Annotated in this window: 10 protein-coding genes; 5 read left to right on the forward strand and 5 right to left on the reverse strand. The window is 68.9% G+C overall.

The genetic code is table 11. From position 1 onward, the window contains the following. The first annotated feature begins 23 nt into the window (after nt 1-23). A complete protein-coding gene (locus tag ON33_RS25295) occupies nt 24-1,067 on the forward strand; it encodes an Acg family FMN-binding oxidoreductase (RefSeq protein WP_040861566.1) in 1,044 nt (347 codons plus the stop codon). 62 nt (nt 1,068-1,129) lie between these two features. Here ON33_RS25295 and ON33_RS25300 read toward each other — a convergent pair whose 3' ends face one another. The 3 genes from ON33_RS25300 to ON33_RS25310 form a co-directional block, all read right to left on the reverse strand. Further along, nucleotides 1,130-1,618 carry a DUF2231 domain-containing protein gene (locus tag ON33_RS25300; RefSeq protein WP_040861567.1) on the reverse strand — a complete coding sequence of 163 codons (489 nt, stop codon included), beginning with the start codon at nt 1,616-1,618 and terminating at the stop codon, nt 1,130-1,132. A gap of 110 nt (nt 1,619-1,728) precedes the next feature. Continuing rightward, complete coding sequence (locus ON33_RS25305) at nt 1,729-4,092, reverse strand: phosphoketolase family protein (RefSeq protein WP_051152777.1); 2,364 nt, start codon at nt 4,090-4,092, stop codon at nt 1,729-1,731. Beyond that, complete coding sequence (locus tag ON33_RS25310) at nt 4,089-5,027, reverse strand: universal stress protein (protein ID WP_040861568.1); 939 nt, start codon at nt 5,025-5,027, stop codon at nt 4,089-4,091. Before ON33_RS25310 ends, ON33_RS25305 begins: the two co-directional genes overlap by 4 nt. A gap of 230 nt (nt 5,028-5,257) precedes the next feature. Between ON33_RS25310 and ON33_RS25315 the strand changes: the two genes are divergently transcribed. Next, nucleotides 5,258-5,467, forward strand: coding sequence for a hypothetical protein (locus ON33_RS25315; protein ID WP_040861569.1), 210 nt, complete (start codon nt 5,258-5,260; stop codon nt 5,465-5,467). On the opposite strand, the gene otsB is transcribed toward ON33_RS25315, so the two are convergent. After that, nucleotides 5,448-9,440, reverse strand: a complete 3,993-nt coding sequence (otsB, locus tag ON33_RS25320; RefSeq protein ID WP_051152805.1) for a trehalose-phosphatase — start codon at nt 9,438-9,440, stop codon at nt 5,448-5,450. The two genes, ON33_RS25315 and otsB, sit on opposite strands and share 20 nt — an antisense overlap. 119 nt (nt 9,441-9,559) lie before the next feature. Between otsB and ON33_RS25325 the strand changes: the two genes are divergently transcribed. The 3 genes from ON33_RS25325 to mgtA all read left to right on the forward strand — a co-directional run bounded on the left by ON33_RS25325 (nt 9,560) and on the right by mgtA (nt 14,077). Beyond that, complete coding sequence (locus tag ON33_RS25325; protein ID WP_040861570.1) at nt 9,560-10,552, forward strand: Acg family FMN-binding oxidoreductase; 993 nt, start codon at nt 9,560-9,562, stop codon at nt 10,550-10,552. Between the two features lie 87 nt (nt 10,553-10,639). Next, the gene (locus ON33_RS25330; protein WP_040861571.1) at nt 10,640-11,287 is read left to right on the forward strand and encodes a response regulator; all 648 of its coding nucleotides are present in this window, start codon (nt 10,640-10,642) and stop codon (nt 11,285-11,287) included. 90 nt (nt 11,288-11,377) lie between these two features. Further along, a complete protein-coding gene (gene mgtA / locus ON33_RS25335; protein ID WP_051152778.1) occupies nt 11,378-14,077 on the forward strand; it encodes a magnesium-translocating P-type ATPase in 2,700 nt (899 codons plus the stop codon). Nucleotides 14,078-14,079: 2 nt separating this feature from the next. Here the strand turns inward: mgtA and ON33_RS25340 are convergent, their stop codons facing one another. Beyond that, entirely contained in the window at nt 14,080-14,517 is a 438-nt protein-coding gene (locus ON33_RS25340; protein WP_040861572.1) for a pyridoxamine 5'-phosphate oxidase family protein, read from the reverse strand. Nucleotides 14,518-14,773: the final 256 nt, after the last annotated feature.

Genomic DNA, 14,773 nt, shown 5'->3' on the forward strand with positions numbered 1-14,773 from the left:
GCACGAAAGCGGATACTGGCCGCATGAGCGTCGACGATGATGTGCGCGGCCGGCCGGTGCCCGATCCGGCAACGATCACGGCGGTGATCGAGTCGGCGGCGCGAGCGCCGTCCTTGCACAACACGCAGCCGTGGCGGTGGCGATTCGACGGCCGGCGCCTGTCGCTGTACGCCGACGCCGAACGGCAGCTGACCTCGACCGACCCGCTGGGCCGCCAGCTGGTGATCAGCTGTGGTGCGATGTTGCATCACGCGCGGACCGTTTTCGCCGAGCACGGGTGGCACACCGATGTCCTGCGGGTGCCCGAGGAACGCCACCCGGATCGGCTGGCGGTCCTCGACTTCCGGCCGTGGAGCACGCCCCCGGCGAGTATCCACGCCCTGGCACGGGCCGTCGGGGATCGACGCACCGACCGGCTCGCACTCCGGGAGCCGGACGGCTGGGACGAGCTCTTGCCCAGACTGGCCGCCCTGACCGCGGCACAGTATGTGCGCCTGGACGCGCTCGACGAGTCCGTCCGGCCGGAGCTTGCCGCCCTCTCCCACGAGTTCGCGACCCTGCGCGGCCACGACCTGTTCTACGACACCGAACTGCACTGGTGGACCGGCCATTCCGCGGATCACGAGGGAATTCCGCGTAACGCGCTGGCCTCGGCCGCGGAGTCCGCCCGGGTCGGCGTAGGCCGCGTCTTTCCGCCGGGCCCCCGCGCGGCCCACCGCGACCACCTCACCGACCGCGCCCGGCTCGTGGTGCTGAGCGCCGTGCGCGATTCGGTGCCGCAATGGCTGCGGGTCGGCGAGGCGCTGTCGTCGGTGCTGCTCGAGTGCACGGTCGCCGGACTCGCCACCTGTGCGCTGACCAACATCACCGAACTGCCCGCCGGACGAGACCTTCTCACCGGCCTGGTCTCCTGCCCCGGTATCCCGCAGGTGGTGATCCGCATCGGAGCGATGCCGGCGGCCGGCGCCTACACGCCGCCGCCCACACCACGACGACCGGTCACCGAGATCCTCACCCTGGCCGGCCGGACCGCAGCGACATCGTCGAATCCGGCGACGCGTCGCTGATCTCCGTCCAGCCGCGGTGGATTTCGCGGCCGTGGACCGTATCCGGCGCTCGGACCCTCCCGTCAGCGCGGCGCGGGGGTTCGAACCGGCTGTGCGGAGACTCCGTTCCAGCTCGCACGAGCACCGGATTCGCCGATGCGGTACACCTGCACGGTGGCGGCGACGCTCGCGCCGATGGTCAGCACGGCGACCACACCGACGAGCATTCGCGACAACGCCCGGCCCCTGGCCTCGCGAACTTGAACGACCGCCAGCAGGATCGCCGCGATCAACAAGGGGAGCGCGAAGTAGGCGAACGAATCGCCGAGATGCGTGTGTGCGCGCAGATCGGGTGTCCGGCCCACTCGCGCCTCGAGCCATTCGCCCGCCTCGGTGGTGATCGGGGTGAGGACCGTGACCACCGCCGCGAGCACCAGGGTGAGCCAGACCAGCCGCCGCCGGGCAACCGGCCAGACAGCACAGAGGATCGCCAGCACCGCGGTCAGCGGTGCGAGCACTACGATCGCATGCACGAGCAGGATGTGGGCCGGAAGGCCGTTGAAGGTGGACATCGGCGACTTTCGTTCGGGCGGGATGCGGACTGGTCAGAGTCTCCACACGACCGCTGTGAGAACGCTGAGTGCCGGCCTCAGAAGTGCTGGGAGGAGCTTGGCGCGATGGTCTATCGGCTCCAGCGCCAGTCGGCGATCTCGGGCGGGTCCACGCCGAAGCGGCGGGCGTAGGCGTCGGCGGCTGCGCGGCGCTCGGTGAGCTGCTCGGTGAGCGGCGCGAGCTGGTCGGACAGGCGCGGCACCTCGGCGAGCGCGGCGGCCGCCAGGGTGAAACGGTCGATGCCGTTCATCGCGCACATGCTGAAAGGCGTTGTGGTGGTGCCGTTGTCGGTGAATCCGTGGACGTGCATCACGTCGTGGCCGGGGCGTCGGTAAGCGATGCGGTGGATGAGCCAGGGATAGCCGTGGAAGGCGAAGATCACCGGCGCGTCGGTGAAGACGGAGCGGTATCCCTCGTCCGAGATTCCGTGCGGGTGACGATCGGGCGGGAACAGGCGGGCCAGGTCCACCACGTTGACGAAGCGGATCGCCAAGTCCGGCACCAACTCTCGCAGCAGCGCCGCGGCGGCCAGGGCCTCCTGGGTGGGGACGTCACCGGCACAGGCCAGCACGACCTCGGCAGGACGATCGGAGTCCGAACTCGCCCAGTGCCAGACGCCCATCCCCTCGGCGCAGTGCACCCGCGCCGCCTCGTCGTCGAGGTATTGCAGGGCGGGCTGTTTTCCTGCGACCACGACATTCACCCGGCCACGGCTGCGCAGGCAGTGGTCGAACACGTGCAGCAGGCAGTTGGCGTCCGGCGGCAGGTACACCCGGCTGACCTCGGGCCGCTTGCTCAGCACATGGTCGATGAATCCGGGATCCTGATGGGACGCGCCGTTGTGATCCTGCCGCCACACGTGCGAGGTGATCAGATAGTTCAGGCTGGGAATCGGTTCACGCCAAGAGAACTCCGCCGCCATGTGCAGCCATTTGGCGTGCTGCACCACCATCGAGTCGATGATGTGCGCGAAGGCCTCGTAGGTCGAGAACACGCCATGCCTGCCGGTCAGCAGATAGCCCTCCAGCCAGCCCTGGCACAGATGCTCCGACAGCACCTCGAAGACGCGACCGTCCGGGGACAGCCGGTCATCGTCCGCGATCCGGCGGCTGCGCCAGCGCCGGCCGGTGACCTCGAGGACGGCATCCAGGCGGTTGGAGGTGTGCTCGTCCGGCGAGAAGAACAGCAGGTTGCGGGGGTTCTCGACCAGCGCGTCGCGCAGATACTCGCCGAGCACCCGCGTCGCTTCCGCCGATTCGGCTCCGGGCGCGGCGATTTCGAGTGCGTAGTCGGTGGGGCACGGCAGCCTCAGGTCGAGGCTGTCGTGACCGTGCGCGGCACGATTGGCGCTCATCCGCAGGTACTCCGGATGCAGGCGTGCGATCCGGTCGACGGGGCGGCCTTCGTCGTCGAAGAGTTCCTCGGGACGATAGGACCGTAACCAATCCTCCAGTTGCGCAAGGTGTTCCGGATTCTCACGGACGCCGGTCAGCGGCACCTGATGCGACCGGAAGGTGCCCTCGACGCGTACCCCGTCGACGATCATCGGACCGGTCCACCCCTTCGGGGTCGACAGCACGATCATCGGACGGCAGGGGTCGCGCGGCCCCAGTCCGTGCTCGCCGAATTCGCGGATCTCGCGGATCCGTTCCATCGCCTCGTCGAGCACGGTCGCGTACCGTTCGTGGACCTCGGCGGGATCGTCCCCGTCGACGTACATCGGCTCCCAGCCCTGCGCGCTGAGCATGTCGTCCAGTTCACGGCGCGACATGCGCCCCAACAGTGTCGGACTCGCGATCTTGTAGCCGTTGAGGTGCAGGATCGGCAGCACGGTACCGTCGGTGACCCGGTCGAGGAACAGCGAGCTGTGCCAGCTGGTGGCCAGCGCCCCGGTCTCGGCCTCGCCGTCACCGATCATGCAGGCCACCACCAGATTCGGATTGTCCAGCGCCGCTCCGGTCGCATGCGCGAGCGAATAGCCCAGTTCACCGCCCTCGTGGATGGAACCCGGCAGATGCGGTGAGGCATGGCTGGGAACACCGCCCGGAAAGGAGAACTGCCGGAACAGTTCCCGCATCCCGGACAGATTCTGCCCGACCTCCGGATGCCGTAGCGAATAGGTGCCCTCCAGCCAGGTCGCCGCGGTGAGCGCCGCGGCACCGTGGCCGGGACCCAGCACGAACAGCATCTCCTGACCGGTGCGCATGATCACTCGATTGAGGTGGGCATAGGTCAGGGTCACCCCGGGCACGGTTCCCCAGTGCCCGATCAGCCGCTGCTTGATGTGCTCCGGCCGCAGCTTCTCGGCGAGCAGCGGATTGTCCATCAGATATATCTGACCGGCGGCCAGGTAGTTGGCGGCCCGCCACCACGCGTCCAGATCGATCAGATCGTCCCGGATTCCGGTTCCGGAGCCGGGCATCGTGATCGTCATCGCTTGGTCTCCTTGTCATCGAGGTGCACGACCATCACCGGGCAGTGCGCGTGCTGGACCAGGGAGTGCGCGGTCGACCCGAGCAGCATGCCCATGAATCCGCCGCGGCCGCGGTTGCCGACCACGACCAGCTGCGCGATCTTCGACAGCTCGCGCAGCCGGGCGGCGGGCCCGGCGGCGAACACCTCGCGGGTCACCTCGACGTCCGGATACTTCTCCTGCCAGCCCGCCAGGCGCTCGGCGAGGACGGCCTCCTCGACGCCTTCCAGCTCCGCGGTCACCACGGGAATCACCTCTCCGGCGAATTGCCCTGTGTCCCAATCACTCCAGGCGTGGACGGCGACCAACCCGACCCCCCGCTCGGCGGCTTCGGCGAAGGCCGCGCCGATCGCGGCCTCGCTGACGCGGCTGCCGTCGACGCCGACCACGACCGGGCCCGAGCCGCGAACCGCGTTGGCCGCTTCGGGATCCGGCCGCACCACGACAACCGCGCCGCGGGCGTGACTGGTCACCGAGAACAAGGTGGATCCCAGATGCGAGAGCGTCCCGGCCGTCCCGGTCGCCCCGATCACCACCGCGAAGGCGGACTCGCTGAGATCGATCAGCACCTGGGCCGGATTGTCGGTCGACACCGCGGACGAGACCGTCAGTTCCGGCTCGTATCCCTTCGCCGCCAGCTCGGCCCGGGCGATCGCGGCCGCACCGGCGGCTTTGACGGCGTCGACCAGCGACGGAGTCGCCACCGCGTAGGGTCCGACGCCACCACTGATCGCCACCAGATCCAATCCGTGGACGATGTGCAGCCGCCGCTGCCGCTGGGCGGCGTAATTCGCGGCCCAGTGCACCGCGCGCACCGCCCCTTCCGAATTGTCCACTCCGACGACGACCGGCGCCGAGGCCAGCCGATGCGGTTCGTCGAATTCCTGGTGTGTCATCGTGACCTCCGAGGTGAGGTGAAGTCGTCGGCGCCCGGGAAGGGCTCGTACTCTCACGGTAGGAATCGGAGCTGACCGCCCTCTGCGGGCGATCGTCCTTGGTGTAAGGACCAAAGACCTCTGCGTGGCGACCCGGTGGCGATGCGGGGCTTCGGCGCCGCCCTTGGTCCCACCGCTATCGGGAACATCGGCCCTGGGGTCACGCGGGAAACCCGGCAAAGCTTGCTCCCATGAATCCTCCCGCCGCAACACCGCATGCCGTCGCGACCGTGGCCCTGGTCCTCGGCGCGGCAATGGTGGTCGCGGTCCCCGCCGCCGCCGAATACGTCTTGCTCTGGGCCCGGCTGTACGGCGCGGTGCTGGTCTATCTGGCGCTCGTCGAGTATCTGGCGGTCGCGATCGGGCTTCTCCGGTGGGGCGTCACCCAGCTGCGGGCGTGAGCGTGTCAGCATCGGATACCTTGCGGCCCAAGCTTATTCGGACCGTCGCTCCCGCCGGCAGGAATTCGGTGAACCCGCCGCAATGGATCTCGACCGGGTCGGCCGCGCCCGGATCGGCGGCGACCTCCAGTTCGGAGGCGCTGACCCTGATCGCGAGCCGATGCCCGCGGTAGACGATCGGGAAGCGCAGTTCCCCCAGCCCGCCGGGCCAGCACGGGTTGAAGATCAGTCGATCGGACCGGATCTCCATGCCGGTGAAGCAGCGCTGCACCAGGTCGATGGTTCCCGCCATGGCGCCGAGATGGATGCCCTCCTGCGTCGTCCCGCCCTGGATATCGGCGATATCGGAGTCCAGCACCCGATCGAAGAACTCCATGGCGCGCCCGCGATGTGCGCGGGCCAGCACCCAGGCGTGGACCAGCGCGCTCAGCGTCGAACCGTGCGAGGTGCGGGAGAGGTAGTAGTCGATCGTCCGCGGAATCATCTCGCCGGGTAGCTCATAGCCGAGATACTCGAACACCTCCCGCAATTCGTCAGCCGACAGCAGGTAGAACAGCATCAGGACATCGGCCTGTTTGCCGGCCCGGTAGCGGTTGACGTCGTCGCCCTCGGCTTCGAGGATGCGATCCAGCCGCTGGATCTCGCCGTAACGCTGACGGTAGCCGTCCCAATCGAGTTCGGCCAGTTGGTCGTAACCGTCGAACTGGCTGATCACCCCGTCGTGGAAGGGCACGTGCATCCGCCGCCCGACATGCTCCCACCGCGCCAGTTCCACCGGTGAGACCCGCAGCGACTCGAGCAGTTCCGCCCGCGCCCGGGGGGTCAGCCGGTCCAGCGCGTCGCGCGCCCGCAACAGCGTCCACACCGCCATCACATTGGTGTAGGCGTTGTCGTCCACACCGCTCCCGGGGTCGCTGGGCGAACCGGTGTGGAACTCGTCGGGCCCGATGACCCCGCGCAGATGATATCGGTCGTGGCGAGGGTCGTAGTCGGCCAGGCTCGCCCAGAAGCGAGCGATCTCCACCATGAGTTCCGCGCCGTAGTCGGTGAGGAATTCGAGATCACCGGTCGCCTGATAGTACTGCCAGACGTTGTAGGCGATGGCGCTGCCGATGTGGTGGGCGCGCGGGCTCGGATCGGGATTCCAATGTCCCGACAGCGGATTCAGATGCATGCGCTGGCTTTCCTCCCGCCCGTCGGAGGCGGATTGCCACGGGAACATCGCACCGGACAGCCCGACGGCCGCCGCCGCGCGACGCGCCTCCGGCAACCGCCGGTACCGGTACCGCTGCAGACCGCGCGCGAGACGCGGGAAGCGGGGGTTCAGAACCGGATACACGAACAGCTCGTCCCAGAAGACATGCCCCCGATAGGCTTCACCGTGCAGACCGCGAGCCGGTACCCCGACGTCCAGATCCGCGGTGTGCGGCGAGAGCGTCTGCACCAGGTGCAGCAGGTGCAGCCGGAGCACCCGGGTCGCGTGCGTGCCGCCGTCCAGATCGATACGGAGCCGATCCCAGAGGTGTTCCCATGCGGCCGTGTGCGATTCGAGCAGCTCCGCGAATCGGCCAGCGCTGCGCAACGAGCGGATGGCCTCGTCATCCGGGGCCGAGACCGCGTGGTCGCGCCCGGTGACCACGGCCGCGATCTTCTCCAGCACGACCGTGTCGCCCTCGGCCATCACGACCCCGTGGTCGTGCCCGATCGACTCGGCGGTCTCGACGAGTTCGGTGGCGGGACACAGCTTCACGCCGTCCCGGTGCAGCGTGCCGCGCGTCGCGGTCGCGACCGGAACCCCGGATTGCCCGGTGCGCACCGTCAGCAGCACCGACTCCGGTGACAGCTCGCGCGTCGAGACCTCCACGAGGTGCCGACCCGACAGATCCTGGTAGCGCGCCACCAGGCTGTTGGTCACCGCGCCGTCCACCTTGGAGCGGAAAACCACGGTGCCCGACCAGTTCTCGGCGGTCACGGCGGTCTCGAGCGCGCACAGGTGCGGCGCGTGCATGGCCGCGAACCGCCGCTGCCGCACCGCGGTGATGCGGCCGGTACCGTCCCGGAAGCGGAAGTGCCGCAGCAGGACGGCCCGGCGCAGATCGAATTCCTGGCGGTAGGACAGCAATTCGACAGTGTCGATGTCGAGCCAGTCGCCGTCGCCGACCCGGAAGGTGACCGGCAGCCAGTTCGGCAGGTTCACCAGGCTCTCGTTGTCGATTGTGCGCCCCGCGATCTGATCGAAGAGCCGGTTGTAGATCCCCGCGACATAGGTACCGGGGTAGTGATGCTCCCCCACGGCGCACTCGGGCGCGGACCCACGGGTGGCGAGATACCCGTTGCCGACGGTGCACAGTGCCTCGCGCAACCGCTCGTGCGTCGGATCGTATCCGTCGAACGCGAACACCCACGAATCCGACAAGGCTCCGGCGGATTCGGCGGCCAGCAGGGTGGCCAGTTCGTCGAGGAACGACCGGACGCCCTCCGGTCCGGGCAGCGCGCACTGGGCGGCGGTCCGGCGGTCGCCGTTCTCGTCGTGCCGGACCACGATCGGAAGGCCTTCCGCCTCGATGGCGTCGAAGGCGTCCTCGTCGGTGAGGTCGTCGCCGATATAGATCGGCAGGGTGGGTGTGACGAGGTGGCCCAGGATCCACCCGAGCGCGGTGCCCTTGTCCCAGTCCATGTCCGGCCGCAGTTCGATCACCTTGCGCCCGCCCGTCACCCGCAGGCCGCGCAGGCGTGCCTGCGCGTGCACTGCCGCCGTCACCGCGCCGACCTGGTCCGGGACGACCCGCCGATAGTGCACTGCGACCGCGAACCGCTTGTGCTCCACCAGGATTCCCTCGATCGCGCTCAGCGACCGGGCCAGGTCGTCGGCGGCAGCGGCAAGTGCGAGCTCCGCGCCCGGAGCGGCCTCGTGCACGTACGTCGTGCCGTCCGGGGCCTGCAATTCGAAACCGTGGCAGCCGGCGTACCAGAGACCGTCGACGCCCACCCGATCGCGCAGATCCGCCAGCTCGCGCCCGCTGACGATGGCGACGGGGCACTGCGCGGCCAGCCGCGCCAGGACCGCGGCCCCGCCCTCCACCAGAGTCGCCGTGGCCGGATCGGGGACGATCGCCGACAGCGTGCCGTCGAAGTCGAGGAGGACGGACGCCTTCTCGACGTCGAGCAGGTCACCGAGCCGCCCCGCGACCGCGTCCGGCACCTCCGACATCCGCCGGAAGCCGTTGCGCAGCCGCACCCGATCGAGATCGGCCACGACCACGTCGGCCCCGCGTTCCGCCAGCCGGTCACCGTGCCCGCCCCGGTCGACCCCGATCACCAGACCGAATCCCCCGGCCCGGCCCGCGGCGACACCGGCCTCCGCGTCCTCGACCACGACAGTCCGTTCCGGCTCCGCGCCCAGTCGGCGCGCGGCCTCGAGCAGCATCGCCGGGTCGGGCTTACCCGCCAGCCCGAGCTCCGCCGCCACGATGCCGTCCACCCGCACCGTGAACAGGTCCCCGATGCCCGCGGCACTCAGCACGTCGGCGCAGTTACGGCTGGCGGAGAACACCGCGACGCCGATTCCGGCCGTCTGCAGGCGCCGCACCAGGGCCACGGTGGAGTCGAATGCCGGGACGCCGTCGCGGGCGAGCCGCTCGAGGAACAGCCGGTCCTTGTGATTGCCGAGCGCGCACACCGTCCCCGCGTCCTCACTGTCGGCGGGATCGCCTGCGGGCAATGAGATACCGCGTGCGGCGAGGAAATCGGCCACACCCCGATAGCGCGGCTCGCCATCCACCCAGCGCTGGTAGTCCTCATCGGTGAAGGGCGACAGGTTCTCGCCCGGCGCCGGCGCACGGTGCGCGAGGAACTCGTCGAACATCTCTTTCCAGGCCGCCGCGTGGACGCGAGCGCTGTCGGTCACCACGCCGTCCATATCGAAGATCACCGCGTCGTGGCGCCGCGCATCGATCAGGGGCGCGGGCTGCATGTTGTCGTCCACGGTTTCAGCCTGCGTCCGCCAGGGCGCCGGGGCCAAGGGTCCTGTAGCACAGCAACGAGGACCAACGGCCCCTGTAGCGGGCCCGCACCACGTCCTAGCGTGAATCCATGAGCCCACTACCCAGCGGCGAAACGATCGAGCAGGCTGTCCGGCTGGCCGGTCGCGCGCCCTCCCTGCACAACAGCCAGCCCTGGCACTGGGTCTTCGACGGCCGGACCCTGAACCTGTTCTCGGTGCGATCCCGCATGCTCCCCGCCACCGACCACTCGGGCCGGCAGATGCTGATCAGTTGTGGTATCGCACTGGGACATCTACGCGCCGTGCTCGCCGGCGTCGGGTGGCAGACGAAGGTCACCTACTTCCCGAATCCCACGCGCCACGATCAGTTGGCGGAAGTGACATTCGAACCGGCCCGGATCGTCACCGATGCCGACCGGGAACGAGCCGCCGCCATCGCGACGCGCTACACCGATCGGCTCCCCTTCGCGGCACCGGCGGGCTGGCGCGAATTCGAGCCCGTACTCCCGGTCATCGTCGACCCCTACGACGCCGTGATCACCGTGCTGCCGCCCGAGGCGCACACCGAACTCGCCCGCGCGTCGCGGCTCACCGCAGCGGTACGCCGCTACGATTCCGACTATCAGGCTGAATTGCATTGGTGGGCAGGACATTCGCTCCCGATGGAAGGCGTTCCGCCGTCGGCCCGGGTGTCCGCTGAGGAGCGCGAGCGAGTCGATCTGAGCCGGGTACTCCCGGCCACCGGCGACGAGCCGCGGCGGACCGAGATCGAGGAGGACCGATCCGTGGTGCTCGTCGTGTCCAGCGGCGGCAGCTTCACGGATCTGCTGCGGTGCGGTGAGGCGCTGTCCACCATCCTGCTCGAATGCACGGTCGCGGGCTACGCGACATGTCCGATCACCCACGTCACCGAGGTACCGCAGAGCCGCGCCGTCATCCGGGAGCTCACCGGTCGCACCGAGCAGCCCCAGGTCCTGGTCAGGGTCGGCACGGTACCGGCCTCCGACCGGAAGCCGACGCAGACTCCGAGGCTGCCCCTCGAAAAGATTCTGGATATCAGCAAGGCCGTAACCACCCAGTGATCGAACGCCTTTCGGCCGTCCCCGATAATGCGCGGTGCGAGCTATGTTTGACCACGTAGTCCCAGAAGACAGGACAGGACAGGCCACATGATCAAGGTATTTCTCGTTGACGATCACGAGATCGTCCGCCGAGGACTCGTCGACCTGCTCGAGAGCGACCCCGAACTCGACGTCATCGGTCAAGCGTCGGATTGCGCCCAGGCCCTGGCCCGAATTCCCGCGCTGAAACCCGACGTCGCGGTGCTCGACGTGCGGCTGCCGGACGGGAACGGTATCGAGCTCTGCCGCGACCTGCTCTCGCGCGTCGATCCACTGCGCTGCCTCATCCTCACCTCGTTCACCGACGAGCAGGCCATGATGGACGCCATCCTGGCCGGCGCCAGCGGCTATGTGGTCAAGGACATCAAGGGCATGGAACTGGCCAAGGCCATCAAGGAGGTCGGCGCGGGCCGCTCGCTGCTGGACAACCGCGCCGCCGCGGCACTGATGGATCGGCTGCGACGCAGCACCCAGTCCGACGGGCCGCTGGCCGGACTCACCGATCAGGAGCGCAAGCTCCTCGACCTGCTCGGTGAAGGTCTGACCAACCGCCAGATCGCCGAACGCATGTTCCTGGCGGAGAAAACCGTCAAGAACTACGTGTCCCGGCTGCTCGCCAAGCTCGGTATGGAACGCCGCACCCAGGCCGCGGTCTACGCGTCCAAGCTGCGTGGCGACCACCCGAACCCGGAGTAGCCGAAGTCCTCGGCGACAAGGTCTTTGGTCCCCTCGCCGCGTGCGAGCAGGCCCTACCCGTCCGGCTCGGTCAACGGAAACCTCGATCATATGCACGTTCACGCGCACGCCACCGTCACGAATCCCGATCGGCCCCAGACGATTCGCGCCATCCCGGCCGCGAGCGCCGCCGCACTGCCCGCCGACGCGATACTGACCGCGCTCGCCACCGGCGAGAGCGGGCTGAGCGAATCCGAATATGCCGGGCGGGCACGCCTTTTCGGACCGAACGCCATCCAGGCGCATCGTGCGCGCCTGGGGCCGGTCATCGCCCGGCAATTGCGCTCACCACTGCTGTTGCTGCTCGCTGTGACCGCTGTGGTGTCGTTCTTCCTCGGTGAACGCAGCGACGCGGTGGTCATCGGGGTGATCGTGGCGATGTCCGTGGGTCTGGGCACCGTCAACGAATTCCGCGCCGAGCAGGCCGCAGCCGCCCTGCACGACCGAATCCGGCATCGCGTGGTGGTGACGCGGGCCGGGCAGGCCCGATCGGTCGACCTCGCGGAATTGGTACCGGGCGATATCGTCGAGTTGCGGCCCGGTGAGCTGATACCCGCTGATCTGCGGCTGTTGTCCGGCACCGGACTGCAGTGCGACGAATCGGTCCTGACGGGCGAGTCGGAATCGGTGGTCAAATCGATCGACCCGGTGGCGCAGGACAGCCCGGTGTCCGAGCTGACCTGCTGCGCGCTCATGGGCACCGTGGTGGCGGCCGGGACCGGCCGCGGCGTCGTGACAGCGACGGGCAGCGACACCGAATTCGGCCGGATCGCCGTCGGTCTGGCGCGCCGCGAACCCGAGACCGAGTTCCAGGCCGGGCTGCGCCGGTTCTCGATGCTGCTGGTGCGCGTCGCCGCGGTCCTGACGATCGGCATCTTCGCGGTGAACCTGGTGCTGCACCGGCCGCTGCTGGACGCGCTGATGTTCTCGCTGGCCATCGCGGTCGGCATTTCCCCGCAACTGTTGCCGGCCGTGGTGTCGACGAGTCTGGCGGCCGGATCGCGAACCCTGGCGCAGCGCAAGGTGCTGGTGAAGCGACTGGTCTGCATCGAAGACCTCGGCGACATCGAGGTGTTGTTCACCGACAAGACCGGCACGCTGACCGAGGGACGGATCGAATTCATGCGGACGGTCGCCGCCGGACCGCAGTCCGAGGGCGAAGTCACCACGCTGGGCATGGCGTGCACCGACGGCGTGATCCAGAATGGCCGCCTGGCCGGCGGTGACGCGCTCGATACGGCGCTGTGGGCAGCGCCGCTCGCGCCGCGGGAGGACGCCGGGCGATATACCCGCCTCGCCACACTGCCTTTCGATCACCGTCGGCGCATGGTGTCGGTGCTGGTCGACGCGCCCGGCACCGGGAGAACGATCATCACGAAGGGGGCGCCCGAGGCCGTCCTCGCCTGCTGCGAGAACGTGCCGGATACAGCCGCGTCGGCGCTCAGCGCCGAGTTCGCGGCCGGGCATCGCGTGGTGGCCGTCGCGACCCGTCCGGCGCCCGGGCGGACGACGTTGACCGGCTCCGACGAGACCGGGCTCCGACTGGCCGGGTTCCTGGTCTTCCTGGACCCGCCGAAAACCTCTGCGCGAGAAGCGATCAGCCGTCTCGCCGGGCTCGGCATCGCGGTCAAGGTCATCACCGGCGATCATCCGACCGTGGCCGCGCGCGTCTGCGAACAGCTGGGCCTACCGGCGGGAGATACTCTCTCGGGCGCCGATCTCGACCGGCTCAGCGACGCCGAGCTCACCGGGAAGCTCTCCACCACAACCGTTTTCGCCCGCATCGATCCCGAACAGAAGGCGCGCATCGTGCGTGCGCAGCGCTCCCTCGGAGTCGACGTCGCCTTCCTCGGTGACGGCGTCAACGACGCGCTCGCCCTGCATGCCGCCGATGTCGGCATCTCCGTGGACGCCGCCACCGACGTCGCCAAGGACGCCGCCGACGTCGTGCTGCTCGAAAAGGACCTGCAGGTGCTGGCGGACGGCGTCACCCAGGGCCGCCGCGTATTCGCCAACACGATGAAGTACGTCCTGATGGGCACGTCGAGCAATTTCGGCAATATGTTCAGCGCCGCCGGCGCCTCGGCGTTCCTGCCGTTCCTGCCCATGCTGCCCTCGCAGATCCTGCTCAACAATCTGCTCTACGACTCCAGCCAGCTCGCGATCCCCACCGACACTGTCGACGAGGAGCAGCTGGCCCGGCCCTCGCGCTGGGACATCGGGCTGATCCAGCGGTTCATGCTGGTGTTCGGCCCGATCAGCTCGGTGTTCGATTTCGCGACCTTCGGCATCATGCTGTGGGTCTTCCACGCCGGCGAAGCCCTCTTCCACACCGCGTGGTTCGTCGAATCGCTGGCCACCCAGACGCTGGTGCTGTTCGTGATCCGCACTCGCAGAACCCCCTTCTTCCGCAGCCACCCGAGCGTCGCCCTGGTCACCGCCGCATTGGCCGCGGTCGGGATCGGCGCACTGCTGCCCGTGACGCCGCTGGCCGCCACGCTCGGCTTCCAGCCACTACCCGGCGCCTTCTTCGTCGCGCTGCTCGCCATGATCGTCGTGTACCTGGTACTGGCGGAAACCGCGAAGCGCTGGTTCTTCCGGACAGCCCCGGCGGTCCCCGCCGCCCGCGACCGCCGGCCCGATCATCGAGTGCGCCGTCGCGCCGCGCGTTTCGCCACCGGACCGCATCCGGCACAGGGGACTACCGCACAGGGGACTTCCGCACGACCGGCGGAGGCACTCGTCCGTTAGAGTCAACCGGCCTGCTTCTCCACCAGGCGCAGGCCGGTCACCAGGGTCGGCTCGATGGCGACGACGGTGTCCATCGCGCCGTCGACCCACGGCCGCAGCAGGCCCTCGTAGCGGGCGACCCGTTCCGGATCCGTCACGGTGCGGGCGATCCCCGTCACCACCACCGACCATCCCAACCCCGCGACGGGGTCGATGTCGTCGGCCTCGTACGCCACCACCACATTCGAATCCGCGCGCACCGTCGAGGTAAGCCTGGACGTGAGCCGGGTCCGCACAACGATGATCTCGCCGTCGTCGACCAGATGGTTCACCGGCCGTACCGCAGGCAGCGCCTCGCGAGTGAAGATGACCCTCCCGAACGGAACACTGGCCAGCAGCCGCAGCGCTTCCGTGCGCCCCAGACTCACGGTGGCGCGCGGAGCGAACTCATACCCACGCATGAACTCGACACAATCCTTTCTCACCTGGTCCCCTTGCATCGCAGACCCCGAATCCATGTCAGCATTCGCCCTGCGCCCCTCACAGGGCCGAAGGTCCTGTCTCGGACATCCTTCGGACACGGGCCGGCGCACCTCGCACGCACCCCGTGGCGGCTACGGTGGGGACGAAGGGCTGTGGTGATCGGGGACTGCGACCCTGTCGCTCCGCTCGACGAACACGATGAACTGGTCGAGGAAAACACCCGGCGAAAGGACG

The sequence above is a fragment of the Nocardia niigatensis NBRC 100131 genome, assembly GCF_000308655.1.
Classification (GTDB): domain Bacteria; phylum Actinomycetota; class Actinomycetes; order Mycobacteriales; family Mycobacteriaceae; genus Nocardia; species Nocardia niigatensis.